This window comes from Devosia sp. (assembly GCF_039927955.1).
Lineage (GTDB): Bacteria > Pseudomonadota > Alphaproteobacteria > Rhizobiales > Devosiaceae > Devosia.
The window spans coordinates 20,764-40,666 of record NZ_JBDSUA010000062.1 but is presented as its reverse complement, the minus strand read 5'-3'; the positions used below and the strand labels follow the sequence as shown (position 1 = coordinate 40,666).

Sequence of the window (19,903 nt, the reverse complement as noted above, 5' to 3'; positions counted from 1 at the left end):
CAGGCGCTCGACCAATTGTCAGGAGGCACGGCTGGCGGTGATCCCCACCGCACGCCCCGCCGCATCGCCAAATTCGGCCATCCGTGCATCAAGCCGTTCCAGCGTGTCGCCGCCCCGGGTCATTGCCAGCGCGATAGTGTCGGTTTCATTACTTAGATTGCGTAAATGAATCTCGAGATCGGCAATCATTTTTTGCAGCAGCTGGGTTTCACCCACGCCGGTATCAGTCGTTGCGCGGCCGCGACTGACCACGGCGCGAATATCCTTGGCCGAGCGATTGGTCAGTTGCGCCAGCATCCGCACTTCATCGGCGACCACCGCAAACCCCGCGCCTTTGTCACCGGCCCGTGCCGCCTCGACAGCAGCATTGAGCGCCAAAAGATTGGTGCGGAACGAAACATCCTCGATCGCCGCCACCATCTTGTCGATCTCGCGGGTCATCTTGTCGAAATCCCCCACTACCGCATGGGTGCGCCGCGCCGCCAGATCCGCTTCGCCGGCCAGATTTTGGGCTTGCCGGCCGATGGTCCTGGCCTGCTTGATATTGCCGGCGCCTTCGGCAAACTGCTTGCCTGCCTCGCCGGCGTCTTTGCGCGAGGATTGGGCCAGAGCGGTCATCCGCTCGGCCTGGGCCTGGAAGCCTTCGACCAGCCGGCCGATCGCCACTAGCTTGGCTTCGGCGCCTTGCCGCAATTCGGTTTCATCGACCCGCGCCGCATCCAGCGCCTCGATCAGATCGTGCAGCGCCCGCACCTGCGTCCCCAGCCCGGAATTGCGCCCCAGCGCCCTGGTTGGTTCGCCCGCAGCCAGCCGATTGAGATCGCCGACGCTGTGGTCGATGGCCTCGAGCCCGGCATTGAGCGCTGCCAGCGCCGGACTGGTTTCGGCCATGTCGGCTTCAAAGCGGAACCCGGTCTGCCCCGCCGACAACGCCGTGGCAAAAGCATCCAGATCATCATCTTCGATAAAATGACCAGCCGGGATCAACTCCAGCAAGTATCGGGCCGTACCCACGGCGCGCCGCCGCACTTCAAAGCGCTTGCCGGCCAGTTGAATCAGCGACTCTTCGGCCGATCCGCCACCCGAGGCCAGGTAGCCAGCGCCAAACAGGCTATCAAGCGTATGGCCCTCGCTGATTTGTGGCGCCAGCCGGATGACGCCGCTGCTGGCCGCCAGAATTGTGCCACCATCGGCCACCAGCAGTACCGGTTGCTGGATGGCGGCAATGCCCGCCTTGAAATGATGTGCCCGTTCCAGCCGCTGTCCCAGCCGCGTCACAATCTCGGCAATGGTGAAGCGCTCGCCCACAATGTCATTGAGCCCGGCCGCACCGGCAATCTGCGCCAGCATCGCGCCATGCTGCCGATCCAGCAGGCTGGCCATCCCGAACGTAAACGCCGCGGCCACGGCAAACAGCACACCGCACGCCGCAAGCGCAGTAATCGTTGGACCAACGCCAACCAGCAAGCCAGCCGCAGCGGCGACGGCAACCAGCCACAGGCCACAAGCGATCAACGCTAGGCGCAAATGCTGCATGGCGCACGAAATCTGAAAATCGATAAAATACCGGTTGGCATGGTGCCCAACCTAGCCCCGGAATGGTTAACCAAGTCTATAAAAACCGGGCCGGCCGCTAACACTTTGATAGCATTGATTGCCCGAATGTTAACGTGATGTGGACGCCAATGGTGCGCTAGAACAATTCGATATCGTCGTAGACTGGTGCAACCACGGCGGCCTTGCGCACCGTCAATGCAATTTCTTCCTTGGCCACGCTGGCGCCCGCTTCGCTATCCAGGCGCTTGACGAATGCCCGGCCCGAATGCGGCTTGAACAGCACCCGGCGGGCATAATTGCCACCGAGATCTTCGCTGGACATCGAATAGCCTTCGGCATGCAGGAATTCGCGTACGAACTCGATATTCTTGGCCCCGACATCGTCGAGCGCGGCATTGATCTTGCCGCCGCCGAATACCTTGATTTCAAGATTGGACTTCTTGCCGGTGCCCTTGCTCAACACCTTGTTGATCAACTGCTCCATGGCGAAGGCGCCATAACGGGCCGATGCACCGTAACGATCCTTGGCCGAACCCGACTGCTCGGCGAGCAGGAAGTGGTTCATGCCCCCGACATTGGCCACCTTGTCCCGCACGCAGGCAGAGATACAGGAGCCCAAAACCGTCGAATAGGTGAGATCGGTTTCGTTGGAAACGTGGCAATCGCCCTGATGCACAGTCGTGACTACGCCCCGGTCGAACTCAGGCGGCAGAGAATTCGGCGTTGCCATTTTTTATGTCTGAACCCCAATGCAGCTCTGACCTGATGGTAGCCGCAAACTCGTTAGCCAATTGCTAACCACGACGATGAAGGTTTCTGGACTATGCATTTATGGCAAGGAGAGCTTTAGATTTGTTCGGATAGTCTGCTTCGGACGGGGGCTAGGAATCTACGAATGTCACTTCAGAAACTTGCACGAGAGCTGGACGAGACGGCGCGGCAGACCGCCGCCATGGTCGAAGGCATCAGCGATGCACTCGAAATGCTGTCCAGTAAATCAGTTGATGGCGATAGCGCCCGCATCCAGGCGATCCAGATGATCGTCACGGCGCTGCAGGGCCAGGACCGCATCGAGCAGCGTTGCCACAATATGGCACTGGCGGTGCGCCAGTTCGATCTGCTGCCGCTCACTGCAACCGAAGATGTGTATGACGAGATTTGGTCCAACCTGACCCTTGATGAACTCCGGGTTCCGTCGCTGTCGGGCATCGCTGCGCACTCGGCCCACGGCGACGCCGAACTATTCTAGCCTGCCCTCCCCCACAGGAGTCCAAAGGCGCCGCAAGGCGCCTTTTGCATTTCGGGGTCGCATGGCGGCGAATTGCCGAGGCGAGTATCGGAGTCCTGATCGCTGCAACGGCCATCTTTGCAACAAGGATGCCTGACCCTGGGATTTTACCCTTTAGACCCTAAAGCTGCCCTTCCCCAAGTGGAGTCCAGGGCCATATCGTGAGTCTGGCTGGAATGCCTCAAACCGCCGGTCGGCACCTCAATCGTTGAACTGGGTGGTCGGTTTCGTTCAATGGGGACGATGGCGCTATGGCGGCCAAATCATCAAATAGTCGAGCAAAACATCTTAAAAATCATACGGTTCGCAGGCGTCCAAAGGTTGTATTAACGCCCGCCACCTTATGCTTGCACGCAAAGAGGGAATGACTGAAGTGGTCCAGGTTGATGTGTTCTCACTCGCCGCCGCTGTCACCGCGTTGCTGCTGGCGGCCGCGCTGCTCGTCGCCTATGCGATCAATCGCCGGCTGAGGGCCTTTGTCTGGTGGGCGGGCAGCTTTGCCCTGCTGGCCCTGTGGCTGGCGACCGCGACACTGCGTCTCAACACTCCGGTCGTCCCGATCCTGTGGCTCAGCTGGGGGAGTTTTTACGCGGCGGCGTGTCTTGTGGCCTATGGGCTGCATCGCGAAGGCGCCACGCCCAACAGCCCTGGTGGCCGCATGCTGGCCTGTGGCGCGCTTTTCGTGGCGATGGCGATCCTGCTGACCGTGCTGCATGCACGGCCACATCACTGGTTTCTCATTGGCCCCCTTCCCACGCTGGTTTTCATGGGCTGGTCGGCCGTGCTGGTCTATCGCGCTCGTGCCTGGGGGCATGGGCTGACCCTGATTGCTGGTATCGCCATCGTCATCCTGCTGTCGCTGATCCATCCGGGTGGGCTGGCGCGGGCCCTGTCACCGGATCGGCCGCCATCGGCGCTGCGCGGCAGCTTTGGCGACGGGGTCGATCCTGGCGCTTCCATCTCCCTCGATCCGCGTGAGGCGCCAAGTGGCATCCTCGATTTTGCGCCGCCGCCAGGCCCGCATCCGCCGGTGGAGCAACCCCTGGCGGCGACGCTGATTACGGTGGTGGCGCTATTGGCCATGGCCGTGGCATTGGTCCTGCGCGACATGCTGACGGAGCTCGACCGGATGCGGGAGCGCTCGAGGATCGACGCCATGACCGGCCTGCTCAATCGAGCGACGTTCGAAGAAGCTGCCACGGACCTTTTGTGGGAGCCCGGCCGCCGTCCGATCTACCTGATTCTGTTCGACATCGACCATTTCAAGCGGATCAACGATACGGTCGGGCATGCCGCGGGTGACCGGGTTATTGCCGTTCTAGGCAGGCTGCTGCGCGACATGGCGGTGCCGCATGGCATAGCAGGCCGAGTGGGCGGCGAGGAGTTTGCCGTAATTCTCCCGGACAGCGATCTGGGCGCAGCGCGGCAGTTTGCCGATGCGATCCGTGCTGAGCTTTCGTCCGCCGATTTTGGCGACGACATTGGCTGGGACGTCACGGTGAGCGCCGGCATCGCCAGGCACCTGACCGACGAAAGCCTGCATGGCCTGACCGCCCGGGCCGACAAGGCCCTTTATGCTGCCAAGGAACGCGGGCGCGACACGGTCATTGTGGCGCTGGACGTTCTGGAGGAACGCAATAGACAGAGCCCGAGTATCAGGCTCGCTGCCAACGCGGAACACGTCGGACGCTAGCTGTCTACGCTGCAACCCATGCGTCCGCCTTGCGGCTGAGGATCAGCGCAACTTCATTATCGAGCACGCCGCTGTCGTCGGTAAAGCCTGATCGATGGCCTATTGAAACGCTTCCAGTTTCGCCTCGCTGGCCTGTCAACGGGCGGATAGGCATGGGCGTCCGCGTGAGCGCCGACAATTCAATTGCAGCTGGCAACCGAGCCGGGCGCGTCGGTGTCCTTCCCCTTGCATATCGCAATCAATGCTCTATAGTGAACTACATGGTTCAGTTTTATCAAACGCACTTCGATGCCTCATTCGCCGCGCTCTCGGACGTGACCCGACGCGGCGTTTTGGAACAGCTGGGGCGTGCAGACGCCTCGATCACCGACCTTGCCGACAAGTTCCACATGACCCTCACCGGCATGAAAAAACATGTCCAGGTGCTGGAGCGGGCGGGACTGGTCACGACCGAGAAGGTCGGGCGTGTCCGCACCTGCAGGCTTGGGCTGAGCCGGTTGGAAGAAGAGGCACAATGGATCGAGAGGTATCGCCAGCTTTGGGACGAGCGCTTCGACGCTCTGGATCAGGTTATTGAAGAACTCAACAGGAAAGAAAAAATCGATGGACGCGATAAATAACAACGGCGCCACCGCAGGCCGCACGCATGTGGAACGGACCACCGAGCTTGAGCTGGTGGTCACCCGAACCTTCGACGCCCCACCCCACATCGTGTTCCAGGCGTGGAGCAAGCCCGAACTGTTCAAGCGCTGGTGGGCACCCAAATCGATTGGCGTCCCCCTGCTGTCCTGCGAAATGGATGTTCGCACCGGCGGCAAATACCGCCTCGAGTTCGGGCTGGAGTCGGGCAAGACCTTTGAGTTCTACGGAAAATATCTTGAAGTGGTCCCAAATGTGCGGATCGTCTGGACCAATGACGAGGGTGCGCAAGGTGCCGTGACCACGGTGACCTTCGAGGAAAATGGCGGCAAGACCAATCTGGTTCTGCGCGACGTCTATCCCACTAAGGCATCCCTCGACGAGGCCATGGTCTCCGGCGCCACCGGCGGGTTCGAAGAGCAGTTCGCCCAATTGGACGAGTTTCTGCTCACCTCGGCGTAAGCCTCCGACTGCCATGACGATGCCGACGAGAACCCTGCGCTACACTGCGCGGGGTTCAGCTTTGAGGTGGGTCGGAACAGTGGATATTGGACGCCCCAAGCTCTGCCCGGTCAAGGCCGGGCTTGCCAATTTACCTGCCTGGGACCAATCTCCCTCAGCAACAGGTTCAGCGGTGCCCGCCAGTATTCTTGGTCGGCAACGGAAATGGGAAACTTCAAATCATGATCGTTGACGATGAGATGACCGCCGCAGCTCAGCCCGGGCTTTTGGGCCGCCGCTCATTTCTGTTGGGTTCCGCCGCCCTCGGGGCGTTGGCGCTGGCCGGTTGCAAGACCTTCGGTGGCATCAGCCTTGCCGAAGCGGAAAAGATGTACGGGTCGGCGCCGGACGAGAGATTCCCGATCCCTGCCGTCAACATGAACAAACTCGATTCGAAGTACTATCGCCAGACCGTGCGCTACAGCAGCAAGGAAGCGGTCGGTACGATCATCGTCGATCCCCGCAATCACTATGTCTATCGCATTGAAGGCGACGACAGCGCCACCCGGTACGGTGCCAGCGTCGGTCGCGCTGGCTTCCTGTGGAGCGGTGACGCCTATATCGGGCGCAAGGCCGAATGGCCGGTCTGGACCCCGCCCAAGGAAATGATCGCGCGACAGCCCGAGGCCGCCCAATATGCGGGCGGCATGAAGCCCGGCCTGGATAATCCGCTCGGCGCCCGTACGCTCTATCTGTATCAGAACGGGGTTTACACCCTCTACACGCTCTACAGCACCAGCCACCCCGAAACGATCGGCAAAGGCATTTCCAGCGGCTGCGTCGGCCTGCTCAGCCAGGATATGATCGACCTCTATTCACGCACGCCCGTGGATACCAAGGTGATCGTGCTCAAGGCGTAAGCGCCGGAAGCCTGTCGTTGCAGCCATGGCAGTTGTGCCGGTGGTAGCAGCCCTCCCCTCGAGGGGAGGGCGCTGTCCCCGGCGGTCGTTCACGCCACGCTCTTCACTGGCCGTGCATTTCCGGGATCGGCATTTCCTCGAGCACCAGGATCTCGCAGTCCGGCGCCCAATGCAGGTGGTGGTGGTCCTTGACCAGGCCCAGCGCTTCATCCATCGAGCTTGCGGCCATGATCGACATGCCGATGATGGTGCTGTCTGTCGGCTTGGCGCCGGCTGGCGTAACGCGCATGGCGTGGCCGAGCGGGCGGCCCGGATCGATCAGCGCCGAACCGAGCTTTTGCGCCCAGCTGATCCACATCTGCATGCCCTTCATCGCTTCTTCGGGCGTTGCCTGGGCGAAGCGTTCGGCCACCGACAGCGGCGCCTGATACAATACGATATAACGTCCCACGATCTCTCTCCTGTCAGGACGGAGAGGATGGCTCTCCGTCCGTATTGCGTGCGGCATCTGCCTGCACGACATCGCCAATGCCCTGCAGCGTCGCTGCAACGGCCTGCAATTGTTCGTCGCTGAACTGGCTGACGACGCGCCTGGACCACTCCAACTGCCGCAGATAGAGCGCGTTGAGCACGGCAAGCCCCTCCGGCGTCACCTCAAGCAGAAAGGTCCGCCGGTCATCTGGCTTCGCGCTGGCCATCAGCAGCCCTTCCTTGACCAGCGCATCGGCCAGCCGCTGCACGCTCTGGCGCGCATGGCCGATGTCTCGCGCCAGCTCAGCCACGGTTTGCGCGCGATAATAGAGGCGCCCCAGCACCTGCCATCGGGCGCTGCTTTGCCCGACCGGCGCAGTGATGCTTTCCCCGGCCTGCATCAGCAGTCCGTTGAGCCGAAAAATGCTCTCCGCAAATTTTGTCCAAGCGTCCATCGCCCGCCTCGATCATTCGACATTGTTATATTGACAGCGTGCTGTCAATATATTTCTGCGACCGGAAAACAAAAGGGCGCCCGAAGGCGCCCTGTGCAGAACCGATAATGGAGCGTTTAGGCGTCCATCTTGGCGCCCGAAACCACGGCGTGCAGATCGATCAGCCCGACCATGCGGCTTTCGTGGGTGACGATGCCGTTGAGCAGTTCGGTATCGATCGAATTGCCTTCTGGCACATTGTGGATATCGTCGCGCGACACGGTCAGAATGTCCGACACCGCATCGACCAGGATGCCGACCCATTTATCGCCAACGCTCATCACCACCACGACGTGGTTCTTGGTGGGCGAGGTCTGGCCGTCGCCAAAGCGGGCGCGCAGATCAAAGATCGGCACGATAGTGCCGCGCAGGTTGATCACGCCGCGCACGAATTCGCGGGTATTGGGGAGCGGTGTTGCACCATTCCAGGCGCGGATTTCGCGCACCGTGGTGATTTCCACGCCATACGTCTGCTCACCGATCGAAAAGGCGATCAGCTGCAGCGAATTCTGGGCGGCAATGGCTGACTTGTCGGCCATATCGTCCCGCAAACCAAGGGCTTCCATTTTTCTGCCTTCCTCCACCTTTTCTGGGTGGCTACGCGTTACAAGCCGCTAAGCGGCAGTCTAGACTAGGCGGCGATCAGGCCGCATTCTTGTGGACGACGGCGGTCTTCAGGCTCTGCACGTCCACGATCAGCGCGACATTGCCGTCGCCCAGGATCGTGCCGCCGGCAATGCCTTCGACCCGCTCGAAATTCTCTTCCAGGGATTTGATCACCACCTGCTGCTGGCCGATGATGTCATCAACGATCAGCGCCACCTTGTGGCTGCCTTCGGCTTCGCACAGCACTACGAAGCGATTGGCCTGCTCGGTCTCGGTTTCCATCGCAAAGCGCTGGGCCAGATCGATCACCTGCACATATTCGCCGCGCACCTGCAGCACCAGCCCGCCGCTTGGCACGCGCTCGAACGAAGCGCGGCTGCACTGGATGGTTTCCACGATCGAAGACAGCGGCACCACATAGGGCGACACGCCAACCTTGACCAGCATCACATCGAGCACCGCCAGCGTCAGCGGCAGGCGCAGCGTCATGCGGGTGCCCCGGCCGGTCCAGGAACGGACATGTACCGAGCCACCGATTTTCTTGATGTTGGACAGGACCACGTCCATGCCCACACCACGACCGGAAATATCGCTGATCGCCTCGGCCGTCGAAAAGCCGGGCGCAAAAATCAACTGGTCGATCTGTTCGTCGCTCGGCTGCACGTCGGCTGCAACGATACCCTTGTCGCGCGCTACCTGCAGCACGCGCTCACGATTGATCCCGGCCCCGTCATCTTCGACGATGATCAGGATATTGCCACCGGCCTGCTCCGCAGAAAGCCGGATGGTGCCGGTTTCGGGCTTGCCGGCCTTGAGGCGTTTTTCCGGGCTTTCGATACCATGATCGGCCGAATTGCGGATCATGTGGGTCAGCGGATCGCTCAGCTGCTCGATCACCGTCTTGTCGATTTCGGTGTTCTCGCCGATGGTTTCCAGCTTGATCTTCTTGGCGGTCTTCAGCCCCAGTTCGCGCACCAGGCGCGGCATGCGGGAGAACACCGATTTGACCGGTTGAGCGCGGATCGCCATCACCGAGTCCTGCAGGCCACGGGTGGTCTGCGCCAGAACTTCGAGGCCTCGCACCAATTCGGTATAGCGGGCCCGCAGCGTCTCATCCATCTGCTGGGTCAGCATCGACTGGGTGATCACCAGTTCGCCCACCATGTTGACCACGCGGTCAACCTTGTCGAGATCGACGCGGATCGACTGCACGCCAATGCTGCGGCGTTCGCCCTCTTCGCTGCCTTCGGCCGGGCCGGCGGCGGGCGGTGCATTGCGGGCCGGCGCGGCAACGGCGGCAACCGGCTGAGGGATCGCAAACTTGGTCGGCACGATGGAATCGGCCAGCTCAGCAAAGCTCAGCGACGGCGGTTCTTCAAACGCGTCCTGCTCGGCCACCGCGACTGGCGCGACAGCAATCGGGGCAACCGGTTTGGCTGGCTTAACAGGAGCCGCAGCCACGGGGGCCGGCGCAAAATCGGTCAGCCCAGCCATTTCATCGTCGCTTAGCGACAGGAAATCTTCGATCGCCGGATCAAGCCGGTCATCGCCCTTTGCCGCGGGCGCTTCAACGGCCGCCGAAGCACCGGCACCAAGCTGCACCACGGAAATATCGCAGTCGCCTTCGACAAATTCGAACACTTCACGGATCGCCGCTTCGGTTGCGGTCGGCGATACCAGGGTAATTTCCCAGGAACAATACACCGCAAACGGCTCAAAATCAGACAGAGCCGGAATTTCACCAAGCACGACACGCACCGACATCTCGCCGATCACCGCCAGTTCGCGGAACAGCAGCAGCGGATCATTGGCCCGGGCATAAAGCGCGCGATGCGGGGTAAAGCGGATTTCCCAATGACCGGCATCAGCCGCCACGGGCTCGTCGTCAAAACTGTCCGTGCTGAGCGGCGCGTCGAAGGTGACCGGGCCAGCATCCTCGGCCTTGTCCAGATTGACCATGATCGGCACGAATTCGATATCAAACTCGTCGATCCCGCCTTCTTCCTCATCGGATTCGGCGGCTTCGCCGCGCACCAGCACGTCAAAGCGGCGCTTTTCTTCCTGGCCATAATCGGCGGCCAAAGGCTCACCGGTCCGGGCGGCGCCGACAAAATCGGCGATCAGATCATTGGCGCGAATGCACAGCTTCACCACGTCGTCGGTCATTTCGACCCGGCCGTCGCGGACATAGTCCATCAGCGTTTCATAGGCATGCGCAAACCCGACCAGGGCCGAGAACCCGAAGGCGCCCGCGCCACCCTTGATCGAGTGAACCGCGCGGAACGCCGCGTTGATCCGATCGGCGTCGCGTTCGCCGGCCTCGATGGCAATGAACTGTTCCTCCAGCTCGGTCAGGAGCTCGGAGCACTCATCGAAATAGGTCGCTTTGAAATCGTCGAGATCGCTCATGTGCGGCTCACGCGGCCTTCAAACTTAAGGAATTAGTGGACGACGCGATGGATAACGCTGATCAGTTTTTCCGGGTCGAACGGCTTGACAATCCAGCCGGTGCCGCCCGCCGCCTTGCCCTGGTCCCGCTTGTCCTGGGAAGTTTCGGTGGTCAGGATCAGGATCGGCAGGCTCTGGTGATTACCAGTGGCGCGCACGTTCTTGATGAACTCGATGCCATCCATGACCGGCATGTTGATGTCGGTAATGACCACATCCACACTTTGGGTTTTCAGCACATCCAGCCCCTGCTGACCGTCTTCGGCCTGCAGCACCTCAAACCCGGCATTGGACAGGGTATGGTGCAGCATCGCCAGAATGGTCCGCGAATCGTCGACAGTGAGAACACGCAAAGCAGTCATCCCTTTATCATTCCCTCGAACTGCGCAGCCAGGCCAAGCCTGTCTATGGCCGCAGTCATCGCCCCGCTCGGGCTCTTAATTGCAAACTCGAAATGGTTGCGCCGGGCCGTTTCGGCTGCGCTGATCAGCATGAACAAGGCATTGGTAGAAACGCGTTCGACGCCGGCAGCCGCGATATTGACCGCGCCTTCTTCGATGGCGTCGAGCAGGCCGTCACGGATGCCATCCAGCGAATCAAGATCGACGACCGCTGGTAGTTCGACGGTTTTTGCGACGGTCTTGGACATAGCGATGAACGGCCCCCGGAGATTGCTCCGAGATACAGTTTCCATTGTAACGGTTTAAGAAGTGCTAACCTTGCGCCCAGATTTTGCTTTGGGCGGCTGGAACACCCCCAATTCGTTGCAAGCCGCGCCGATCTTGGACCATGCCATGACCCCGGACGCTGTTTCCATGCCGCTGCCTTGGTGCTAGAGCCATCCCAACGATGCGCTTGCGCGCAACTCCAGCCCGACCAAGAAGCCAGATGACCACCAATATCACCCTCACCGGGCTCGCCCGCGACCTCAAGGCCCGGGCCGATGCCGGCAAGACCATCCGCGTCGGCGTCATCGGTTCGGGTGAAATGGGCACCGATCTGGTGACGCAAGGCTCGCTGATGCAGGGCATCACCATCGCCGCCATCGCCACTCGCCGCCCCCATACCGCCCTCGATGCCATGAAGATCGCCTATGGCGAGGACAGCATGGGCCGCGAAGTCGATAGCCCGACGAGGGCCGGCGAAGCCATCGAAGCCGGCAAGATCGCCATCACCTCGGCGGAAACCCTGGTTACCACGCCGCAGATCGATGTGGTCATCGACGCTACCGGCAAGCCCGGCGTTGCCGCCGACTATGACCTGATGGCGATGGAACACGGCAAGCATCTGGTGATGATGAATGTCGAGGCCGATGTCACCATCGGCGCCTATCTCAAGCAGCAGGCCGACCGGCTCGGCGTGATCTATTCGGTCGGCGCCGGGGACGAACCCAGCTCGTGCATGGAGCTGATCGAGTTCGTCTCGGCGCTTGGGCTGCCTATCGTTGCCGCCGGCAAGGGCAAGAACAACCCGCTGCGCCATGACGCTATTCCCGACGAATACCGCGAGGAAGCCACCCGCCGGAACATGAACCCACGCATGCTGGTGGAGTTCATCGATGGCTCCAAGACCATGGTGGAAATGTGCGCTATCGCCAATGCCACCGGCCTGGTGCCCGACGTTCCCGGCATGCACGGCCCCGCCGCCGACCGCGACCAGATGGCCAAGGTGCTGATCCCGCGCGAAGATGGCGGCGTGCTGCACAAGATGGGCGTCGTCGACTACACCGTCGGCAAGGGCGTCGCCCCTGGCGTCTTCGTCATCGTCAAGGCCGAGCATCCGCGCATCATCGAGCGCATGGACGACCTCCATATTGGCCATGGCCCCTATTACAGCTTCTTCCGCCCCTACCACCTGACCAGCCTTGAAGTGCCGCTGACCGCCGCCCGCATCATGCTCTACGGCAAGCCCGACATGGTGCCGCTGCCCGTGCCCGTGGCCGAAGTCTGCGCCGTCGCCAAGCGCGATCTGAAGCTGGGGGAAACCTTCGATGCGATCGGGGAAACCTGCTATCGCAGCTACACCATGACCGTCCCCGACGCCCGCGCCGCCAGAGCGCTGCCGGTCGGCCTGCTCGAAGGCGGCAAGGTGCTGGCCCCGGTCAAAAAGGGCGAACTCATCACCCGCGCCAATGCCACCCCAGACACCACCACGCGCCTGTTCGCCCTGCGCCAGTTGCAGGACCAGATGCTGGGCTGGAACTAACCATGCGCCTGCTGGTCACCGGCGCGCTGGGTAACGTCGGCCAAAAGGTGATGCGCGCCTTTCCCGGCAGTATCGGCCTCGACATCCGCCACGGCGCTGATATCACCGCTGATCTGTCCACCATCGACTATTCCCATCACCAGATCGCCGCAGCGCTTTCCTGCGTCGATGCTTTGGTGCATCTGGCGACCAGCGCCGATCCATACGCGCCAGCCAGTGTGCATTGGCAGGCCGTCGCCAATGCCGGTCGCCTGCTGCAGGCGGCGGAGCGCGTGCCGGTGCCGCGCATCGTGTTGGCCTCATCGGATTGGGCGGAGCCCAAGAGCGACGCTTTACCCTCAATGCCTATGGCCATTCCAAGCGGGTGTTCGAAGAAATGGCGGCCATGTATGCCCAATCCACTGCCCCGGCAGTGGCCCTGCGCATCGGCTGGGTGCCACACGATCCCGCCAGCGTCCTTACCGCCGAGAAGTCTCTCGCCGACAACTACTGGGACGACGCCCGGCTGATCGCCGAAATCCGCGGTGCGCTGGGGCTGGGCAATTTCTAAATGGCTGGTTGACGTCGCGCCCACCAGACAGCACCTCCCCCGTGACGGGGGAGGATGGGAGGGGTGTGCGGAGCCTGGATATTGTGGCTCTCCGGCTCCCATCCCTGATCCCTCGTGCAAGCGGGAGGGCGCCGACTGAACAGCAAGTGCCAACAAATTCCCGCTTGACGCCATCTACAATTTATTTCATAACCAAATCGTTCTAAAACACTTCGGTTATAAAATGACCCTCTCGCAGCAGCTCGATGCCACCTTCCTGGCCCTTGCCGACCCCACCCGTCGCGCCATCCTGGCCCGGCTGGCGCAGGGCGAGGCATCGGTTGCCGAACTGGCCGAACCCTTTGCCATCAGCCAGCCGGCGGTATCCAAGCATCTCAAGATCCTGGAGCGCGCCGGGCTGATTTCGGGCACCCAAAGCGCCACCCGTCGGCCGCGCAAGCTCGAGGCTGCGCCGATGGCGGAAGCTGCCGGCTGGCTCGATAAGTACCGCGCCTTCTGGGAGCAGAGCTACCAGCGTCTCGATAGCCTGCTGGACATTCTGCAGACCCCGCTCAACCCTGACGACAAGCCCAACAAGAGGACCTAAGGCGATGCCTGAGCCCCTGATCATCACCACCCCGACCGACCGCGAAATAGTCGTCACCCGTCGGTTCGACGCGCCTCGGGATCTGGTCTTTCTCTGCTACACCAAACCCGACCTGCTGCGCCGCTGGTATGGCCTGCCGGACTGGATCATGACCGTCTGCGAAATCGACCTGCGCGTCGGCGGCAAATGGCGGTTTGCCACCAGGGCCCCCAACGGCTTTGAAATGGCCAGCAGCGGCGTCTATCGCGAAATCGCTGCGCCCGAACGGATCGTCAATACCGAAACCTACGATCAGGATTGGACCGGCGGGGAAACCCTTTGCACGCTGGTACTGACAGAAGCCGACGGCAAGACCACCTCCACCCTCACCGTGCTCTACGCCAGCAAAGAAGCGCGCGACGGCGCGGCCGCGTCCCCAATGGCCGAAGGCATGGAAATCGGCTTCAAGCGCCTCGACGACCTGCTGGCCAGCAACCCGACCTGACCGACCAAGCAACACCGACTTCTGTCCCGCCGGCGCGACGTGCCGACGACCGAAACCTGCTACCCTCAACCCAAGGAGACCGTCATGTCCAAACTCACCCCCTGCCTGTGGTTCGACGATCGCATCGAAGATGCCGTCAATCTTTACGTCGAGCTGTTCAAGGGCAAAATCCTCAGCCTCAACCGCATGCAGGACGGTCGCGTGTTCACCGCCAGCTTTGAAATTGCCGGCCAACAGTTTCAGGCCCTCAATGGCGGCCCGCTTTATAAATTCACCGAAGCCATTTCCTGGACGATTGACTGCATCGATCAGGCCGAAGTCGATTTTTACTGGGACGCCTTGATCGCTGATGGCGGCGAGGAGAGCCAGTGTGGCTGGCTCAAGGACAAGTTCGGCATGTCCTGGCAGGTCATCCCCCGCGCGCTGGGACAGTGCCTGGGTGGGTCCGACCGTGCCGGTGCCGATCGCGCCATGCAGGCCATGCTCAAGATGCGCAAGCTCGACGTCGCCGGGCTGGAAGCCGCCTACGCCGGCAAATAATGTCCGAATGGTCGGGCGGGACTTGATCAAAGACCCGCCCCGGCTTATTTCCTGACAAACCTAGTCAGGAAAATCCAATGTCCGATCTTGCCGCCGCCCGCGCGCCACAGCGCGTCCGCCACGAAACCCGCATGCGCCTGCTCGATGTGGTGGGTGTCGCAGATATTACCCCGTTGATGCGCCGCATTACCCTGAGCGGCGATCTGGTGGGGTTTGTCTCGGCTGGCCACGCCGATCATATCAAGGCGTTCTTTCCGACGCCGGGCACGGACCCCGTCGTTCCGGTGCTGGGCCCCAACGGCGCCGAATTTCCTGAAGGCACACCACGTCCGCAGATGCGCGACTACACGCCGCGCTATTTCGACAAGGCCGCCAATACGCTCGATATCGATTTCGTGCTGCATGGCGATGGTCCGGCCTCAAGCTGGGCGGCGCAGGCCACCATCGGCCAGCAACTGCTGATCGGCGGGCCGCGCGGCTCGATGATCGTGCCGCCTGCCTATGACTGGTATCTGCTGGCCGGCGACGAAACTGCCCTCCCCGCCCTGGGCCGCCGCATCGAGGAATTGCCCAAAGGCGCCAACGTGATCGCCGTGATCGAAGTCGACAATCTCGCTGAGGAGCAGCGCTTTAAAACCAAAGCCGATCTGACGCTGATCTATGTCCACCGCAACGGCCAGCCCGCCGGCACCACCGCCCTGATCCTGAATAAACTCCGCGAGCTGCAATTCCCCGCAGGCGAGGCGCACAGCTACATCGCCGGTGAAAGCGCCATGAGCCGCGCCGTGCGGCAATTTTTGGAAGCCGAACGCGGCTTTAATCCCGAATATATCCGGGCCGCAGGCTATTGGGTGCTCGGCGAAGCCGACGCCCACGAACCGCATTGAAGCCACGCCCTCGGGCACACCTAACCCCGGATCACTACCTTGCCCTTGCGGCCGGGTTCACCGCTGGCTTTGGCGGCGTCCTTGGCATCGGCCAGATCGAACACTCCATCGACCGCCAGTACCAGGTGCCCACGCGCGGCAGACTGCACCAATTCGCCAATCATGCCGCCAATCGCTTCGGGCGTAGCGCGTGACCGCGCTCCCCAGAAGCCGCGAACGCTGGCCTGCTTGAACAGCAGATTGGCCGAACTGAGCTTGATCGGTCGCCCTGAAAGATTGCCGAAGGAAATGATCTCGGAATATTCGGCGGCCACGCTGAGCAACGCTTCCGGACCATCGCCGCCAACGGAATCGAGGCCTCGAATGATCGGCGCGCCGCCGGTGATCGCCTTGACCTGCTCGCGCCAGTCGTCGCTTTCCGTCGAAACCGTATTGGCAATGCCCAGAGCCGCCATTTCCGCGACGCGGGCATCGCCGCGCACCAGATTGACCACATGCGCGCCGTGCTCGGTGGCAAACTGGTTGAACAGCTTGCCCACCGCGCCATTGGCCGCATTCTGGATGATCCAGCTGCCTGTGGGCACATCGAGATCGGCCAGCAGCATCTTGGCGCTGAGCGGCATCGAGATCAGTTGGCACGCGGTTTCGTCGCCAACGCTGTCGGGCACCGCAAACAGCCGCGCAGCCTGACCAATGTAATATTCGGCCCAGGCCTTGGTCGTTCCGCCCATCACCCGCTGGCCGACCTTGAGATGGGTAACGCCCTCGCCCAGCGCATCGACAACGCCGACCGCTTCGGTGCCCGGCACGGCCGGCAATTCGGGCTTGATGCCATAGGTGCCAGCAATGGTGGACAGATCATGGTTGTGAATGGGCGACATCGCCATGCGCACCCGCGCTTCGCCCTTGCCCGGCTGTGGCAGGTCGCGTTCGGCCAGGGTCAGAACCCGGGTTGGGTCGCCAAATTCGGTATAAAGGACGCTGCGCATGGATCACCTTTGGTCATGAACTGACCATCTGGGACCTGAAATGGGCCATTACAACGGCGACCTCGCATTTTGCGCGCGCCAGCGACAAGCTCACATGAAGCAGAGCGCGACCATCACTGCAGCAACGCCAAAAACCGTTGGCGACACTGTCTGCGCGGTAAACATCTGCCAGGTCGCCAGTGCGCCAACCGTCAGCAGCCCGCCACTCATCGCCCGCTTGATCGCTTTCACCGCACTATCCCCGAACTTGCCTGCCCATTGCCCCGATGTAACCTGGCAACTGCTTGGCAAGCGCCAAGACAAAGCTCGCAATTTTAACAAAATTGTCGACATCGCCAGCAAGCGACGGCGCCAGGGTCTGGCCAATGCCGCCGATCGCCGCTATGGCTGAGCCAACACGGGGGGCAATCATGACGACCAAAAAAGTTCGCTGGGGCATTCTGTCCACCGCCAATATCGGCATGGCCAAAGTCACGCCAGCCATCATGAAGTCGGCCCATTCCGAGGTCGTCGCCATCGCCTCGCGCGATCTGGCCAAGGCACAGGCCGCGGCCGCTGAATTGGGCATTGCCAAGGCCTATGGTTCCTACGAAGAGCTGTTCGCCGATCCCGATATCGACGCCATCTATAATCCGCTGCCCAACCATCTGCATGTGCCGATGAGCTTGGCGGCAGCCAAGGCCGGCAAGCATGTGCTGTGCGAAAAGCCCATTGCCATCACCACCGCCGAAGCCGAACAGCTCCGCGCCATCCCACCCGGCATCGTGTTTTATGAAGCCTTCATGGTGCGGTTCCATCCACAATGGCTGCGCGCCCGCGACATCGTGCGGTCCGGCGAGCTGGGCGAAGTTTTGGCGATCAATGCGGTCTTCACCTATTTCAACGCCGACCCCGGTAATGTGCGCAACCAGGCCGATATCGGCGGTGGCGGCATTCTCGATATCGGCTGCTACCCGATCACCATCGCCCGCTTCTTGTTCGATGCCGAGCCAACCCGCGTAGTTTCGCTGATCGAGCGTGACCAGCGCTTCGGCACCGACAAGCAGGCCAGCGTCATCGCCGATTTCGGCAATGGCCGTCAACTTAGCTTCATCTGCTCCACCCAGCTCACCGGCCACCAGCGCGTGACCGTGCTCGGCACCAAGGCCAAGCTCGAAGTGATCATCCCGTTCAACGCTTTGCCTGATGAGCCTTCTGCCATTACCATCGACATGAGTTCGAATCTGGATGGGTCACTGGCCCGCCGCGAAATCCTGCCCGCCTGCGATCAATACACCGAACAGGCCGAGGCCTTTGCGCTGGCGGTGCTCGGCGAGCAACCCTTGCCGTGGGGCCTCGACACCGCAATTGCCTCGATGAAGGTGCTCGACGCCATCGTTGCCAGCGAAAAATCCGGCGGTTGGGTCAAGGTCTAGCGACCCGACCCGATCAGCCGCTCGCACAATTGCTCGATCCAGCTGCGCACCCTCGCCTCGCTGCCGGCGGTGCGGGCAATGCCGCCTGCTGCAGCCAGCAGCATTTCTGTAAGTTCGGCCGGCTCCGCTACCCCGGCCTCAGCCAGCGCAGCGGCAATCTCCGCCCGCACCCGCAGGTCATGATCACGGAATTTATCGGCGGTGCGGGTGTGCGCGCTGTAAAGCTCGTCGGCATGTGGCGAGCCGTCCAGCAACCGGGCTGCCGCGCCATATTTGCCGGCCAGTGCCTTGCCGATCCGCTGCGCCACGCCCCCTTCAGTCTGCATGCCGCTATCATAGGCCGCGAACATGTCGCGCATCAGGCCCTCGACAATGCCGGTGAACACTGCGTCCTTGTCAGAAAAATGGGCGTAAAGCGTCGGCTTGGCGATATGCGCCTGCCGCGCGATCGCTTCCATGGTCGTACCGCGCAGCCCGTTGCGCAGCACCAGGAACCGGGCCGCATCCAGGATGCGGTTGCGCTTGTCGCGGGCTCTATCGTCCAGTTGCTCAGTCACGTCGCATCCACTCTTGAACTAATTGAACGATTAACATACATATCGTTCAATTGATAAGGAGAACTTCATGTCCGATCGTGTCCTGCTCACCGGCGTTTCCGGTTTCCTCGGCGGCCATGTCGCCCTGCAATTGCTCAACGCTGGCTACACCGTGCGCGGCAGTGTGCGCAATCTTTCCAAGGCCGACAAGGTCAAGGCGACGCTGAGCCGGGCCGGCGCTGATATTTCCCGGCTCGAATTTGTGACGCTCGACCTGCTCAGCGACTCCGGCTGGGATCAGGCGATGACCGATTGCCGCTTTCTGCTGCACACCGCCTCGCCGTTTTTCGTTGAAACTCCCAAGGACCCGCAGGAGCTGATCCGCCCTGCCGTCGAAGGCACCGAGCGGGCGATCAACGCCGCGCTCAAGGCCGGGATCGAGCGCATCGTGCTGACCTCCTCGACCGCTGCGGTGCAATATGGCCACGGCGACGACAAGCTGTCGATGACCGAGGCCGACTGGACCAATCTCTCGAGCAACCACGCCACCGCCTATGCCCGCTCCAAGACGCTGGCCGAACGACGCGCCTGGGAACTGATGCAGGCAGCCGGTCGTCACGATGATCTGGCGGTGATCAATCCTTCGGTGATCCTGGGACCATTGCTCGACGATGACGAGGGATCATCCTCGGTGCTGATCAAGCGCCTGCTCGATGGCAAACTACCGGCGACGCCGCGCTTCACCTTCTCCATTGTCGATGTACGCGACGTGGCCGCCCTGCATGTCGATGCCCTCACCAATCCCGCTGCCGCCGGCCAGCGCTGCATCGCCGCCGCCGGGATGCTGAGCATGAGCGAACTGGGCCAGGCGATCAAGCCGGCCTTCCCCGGCCGCCGCATTCCCACCCGCAATCTTCCCGATTGGCTGGTGCGCATCGTTGCCCTGTTCGACAGCGATATTGCCGGCGCCGTCAACGAATTGGGCAAGCCGCAACGCGTCGTCGGCAGCCGCGGCCCGCTGCGGCTCGGTCGCGCCCTGATCAACCCGGTCGACGCCGCCATCGCCACCGGCAACAGCCTGATCGAGCATCACCTGGTCTGAACCGAAGTCGCGCCGCTTCCTCTTGCAACGGCGCCGATTTCTGCTCATATCA

General features: G+C 61.9%; 25 protein-coding genes. 14 read left to right on the top strand and 11 right to left on the bottom strand.

The window, feature by feature from the left end; all coding sequences use genetic code 11:
* Positions 1-18: 18 nt before the first annotated feature.
* Entirely contained in the window at positions 19-1,536 is a 1,518-nt protein-coding gene (locus ABIT12_RS15545) for a methyl-accepting chemotaxis protein (RefSeq protein WP_348042018.1), read from the bottom strand.
* Positions 1,537-1,693: 157 nt separating this feature from the next.
* On the bottom strand, positions 1,694-2,287 hold the full coding sequence (locus ABIT12_RS15540) for a hypothetical protein (protein WP_348042017.1): 594 nt from the start codon (positions 2,285-2,287) through the stop codon (positions 1,694-1,696).
* Positions 2,288-2,452: 165 nt separating this feature from the next.
* Here ABIT12_RS15540 and ABIT12_RS15535 point away from each other — a divergent pair, with 165 nt between their 5' ends.
* The 5 genes from ABIT12_RS15535 to ABIT12_RS15515 all read left to right on the top strand — a co-directional run bounded on the left by ABIT12_RS15535 (position 2,453) and on the right by ABIT12_RS15515 (position 6,538).
* A complete protein-coding gene (locus ABIT12_RS15535) occupies positions 2,453-2,806 on the top strand; it encodes a hypothetical protein (RefSeq protein WP_348042016.1) in 354 nt (117 codons plus the stop codon).
* Between the two features lie 403 nt (positions 2,807-3,209).
* Entirely contained in the window at positions 3,210-4,538 is a 1,329-nt protein-coding gene (locus tag ABIT12_RS15530; RefSeq protein ID WP_348042015.1) for a GGDEF domain-containing protein, read from the top strand.
* A gap of 260 nt (positions 4,539-4,798) precedes the next feature.
* Positions 4,799-5,158 carry a metalloregulator ArsR/SmtB family transcription factor gene (locus ABIT12_RS15525; protein ID WP_348042027.1) on the top strand — a complete coding sequence of 120 codons (360 nt, stop codon included), beginning with the start codon at positions 4,799-4,801 and terminating at the stop codon, positions 5,156-5,158.
* Entirely contained in the window at positions 5,142-5,639 is a 498-nt protein-coding gene (locus ABIT12_RS15520) for an SRPBCC family protein (protein WP_348042014.1), read from the top strand. The genes ABIT12_RS15525 and ABIT12_RS15520 overlap by 17 nt, the downstream gene beginning before the upstream one ends.
* A 221-nt stretch (positions 5,640-5,860) precedes the next feature.
* The gene (locus ABIT12_RS15515; protein ID WP_348042013.1) at positions 5,861-6,538 is read left to right on the top strand and encodes a L,D-transpeptidase; all 678 of its coding nucleotides are present in this window, start codon (positions 5,861-5,863) and stop codon (positions 6,536-6,538) included.
* Between the two features lie 103 nt (positions 6,539-6,641).
* On the opposite strand, the gene ABIT12_RS15510 is transcribed toward ABIT12_RS15515, so the two are convergent.
* The 6 genes from ABIT12_RS15510 to ABIT12_RS15485 form a co-directional block, all read right to left on the bottom strand.
* On the bottom strand, positions 6,642-6,989 hold the full coding sequence (locus ABIT12_RS15510) for a hypothetical protein (protein ID WP_348042012.1): 348 nt from the start codon (positions 6,987-6,989) through the stop codon (positions 6,642-6,644).
* Positions 6,990-7,002: 13 nt separating this feature from the next.
* Positions 7,003-7,464: a MarR family transcriptional regulator gene (locus ABIT12_RS15505; RefSeq protein ID WP_348042011.1), complete on the bottom strand. Its 462-nt coding sequence runs from the start codon at positions 7,462-7,464 to the stop codon at positions 7,003-7,005.
* A 116-nt stretch (positions 7,465-7,580) separates the two neighbouring features.
* Complete coding sequence (locus ABIT12_RS15500; protein WP_348042010.1) at positions 7,581-8,069, bottom strand: chemotaxis protein CheW; 489 nt, start codon at positions 8,067-8,069, stop codon at positions 7,581-7,583.
* Positions 8,070-8,145: 76 nt separating this feature from the next.
* On the bottom strand, positions 8,146-10,518 hold the full coding sequence (locus ABIT12_RS15495; protein ID WP_348042009.1) for a chemotaxis protein CheA: 2,373 nt from the start codon (positions 10,516-10,518) through the stop codon (positions 8,146-8,148).
* 32 nt (positions 10,519-10,550) lie between these two features.
* Positions 10,551-10,919, bottom strand: a complete 369-nt coding sequence (locus tag ABIT12_RS15490) for a response regulator (RefSeq protein WP_348042008.1) — start codon at positions 10,917-10,919, stop codon at positions 10,551-10,553.
* Positions 10,916-11,206, bottom strand: a complete 291-nt coding sequence (locus ABIT12_RS15485; protein ID WP_348042007.1) for an STAS domain-containing protein — start codon at positions 11,204-11,206, stop codon at positions 10,916-10,918. Before ABIT12_RS15485 ends, ABIT12_RS15490 begins: the two co-directional genes overlap by 4 nt.
* A 239-nt stretch (positions 11,207-11,445) precedes the next feature.
* On the opposite strand from ABIT12_RS15485, the gene ABIT12_RS15480 reads away from it, so the two are divergent.
* Positions 11,446-12,762, top strand: coding sequence for an NAD(P)H-dependent oxidoreductase (locus tag ABIT12_RS15480; RefSeq protein ID WP_348042006.1), 1,317 nt, complete (start codon positions 11,446-11,448; stop codon positions 12,760-12,762).
* Here ABIT12_RS15480 and ABIT12_RS15475 read toward each other — a convergent pair.
* Complete coding sequence (locus tag ABIT12_RS15475) at positions 12,759-12,986, bottom strand: hypothetical protein (RefSeq protein ID WP_348042005.1); 228 nt, start codon at positions 12,984-12,986, stop codon at positions 12,759-12,761. The two genes, ABIT12_RS15480 and ABIT12_RS15475, sit on opposite strands and share 4 nt — an antisense overlap.
* An 83-nt stretch (positions 12,987-13,069) precedes the next feature.
* Here ABIT12_RS15475 and ABIT12_RS15470 point away from each other — a divergent pair, with 83 nt between their 5' ends.
* From ABIT12_RS15470 to ABIT12_RS15450, 5 genes are all read left to right on the top strand, one after another.
* Positions 13,070-13,312 (top strand): hypothetical protein, encoded by a 243-nt coding sequence (locus ABIT12_RS15470; protein ID WP_348042004.1) that lies wholly within the window; start codon positions 13,070-13,072, stop codon positions 13,310-13,312.
* A gap of 223 nt (positions 13,313-13,535) precedes the next feature.
* The gene (locus ABIT12_RS15465; RefSeq protein WP_348042003.1) at positions 13,536-13,898 is read left to right on the top strand and encodes a metalloregulator ArsR/SmtB family transcription factor; all 363 of its coding nucleotides are present in this window, start codon (positions 13,536-13,538) and stop codon (positions 13,896-13,898) included.
* Between the two features lie 4 nt (positions 13,899-13,902).
* The gene (locus ABIT12_RS15460; RefSeq protein WP_348042002.1) at positions 13,903-14,382 is read left to right on the top strand and encodes an SRPBCC family protein; all 480 of its coding nucleotides are present in this window, start codon (positions 13,903-13,905) and stop codon (positions 14,380-14,382) included.
* Positions 14,383-14,466: 84 nt separating this feature from the next.
* On the top strand, positions 14,467-14,922 hold the full coding sequence (locus ABIT12_RS15455; protein WP_348042001.1) for a VOC family protein: 456 nt from the start codon (positions 14,467-14,469) through the stop codon (positions 14,920-14,922).
* Positions 14,923-14,999: 77 nt separating this feature from the next.
* Complete coding sequence (locus tag ABIT12_RS15450) at positions 15,000-15,809, top strand: siderophore-interacting protein (RefSeq protein WP_348042000.1); 810 nt, start codon at positions 15,000-15,002, stop codon at positions 15,807-15,809.
* A gap of 20 nt (positions 15,810-15,829) precedes the next feature.
* Here ABIT12_RS15450 and ABIT12_RS15445 read toward each other — a convergent pair whose 3' ends face one another.
* Positions 15,830-16,798 carry a zinc-binding dehydrogenase gene (locus ABIT12_RS15445; RefSeq protein WP_348041999.1) on the bottom strand — a complete coding sequence of 323 codons (969 nt, stop codon included), beginning with the start codon at positions 16,796-16,798 and terminating at the stop codon, positions 15,830-15,832.
* Positions 16,799-16,838: 40 nt separating this feature from the next.
* Between ABIT12_RS15445 and ABIT12_RS15440 the strand changes: the two genes are divergently transcribed.
* Complete coding sequence (locus ABIT12_RS15440) at positions 16,839-17,189, top strand: hypothetical protein (protein WP_348041998.1); 351 nt, start codon at positions 16,839-16,841, stop codon at positions 17,187-17,189.
* A 19-nt stretch (positions 17,190-17,208) separates the two neighbouring features.
* Positions 17,209-18,213, top strand: a complete 1,005-nt coding sequence (locus ABIT12_RS15435) for a Gfo/Idh/MocA family oxidoreductase (RefSeq protein WP_348041997.1) — start codon at positions 17,209-17,211, stop codon at positions 18,211-18,213.
* On the opposite strand, the gene ABIT12_RS15430 is transcribed toward ABIT12_RS15435, so the two are convergent.
* Positions 18,210-18,770: a helix-turn-helix domain-containing protein gene (locus ABIT12_RS15430; protein ID WP_348041996.1), complete on the bottom strand. Its 561-nt coding sequence runs from the start codon at positions 18,768-18,770 to the stop codon at positions 18,210-18,212. The genes ABIT12_RS15435 and ABIT12_RS15430 overlap by 4 nt on opposite strands.
* Before the next feature lie 67 nt (positions 18,771-18,837).
* Here ABIT12_RS15430 and ABIT12_RS15425 point away from each other — a divergent pair, with 67 nt between their 5' ends.
* On the top strand, positions 18,838-19,851 hold the full coding sequence (locus ABIT12_RS15425; protein ID WP_348041995.1) for an aldehyde reductase: 1,014 nt from the start codon (positions 18,838-18,840) through the stop codon (positions 19,849-19,851).
* Positions 19,852-19,903 lie beyond the last annotated feature (52 nt).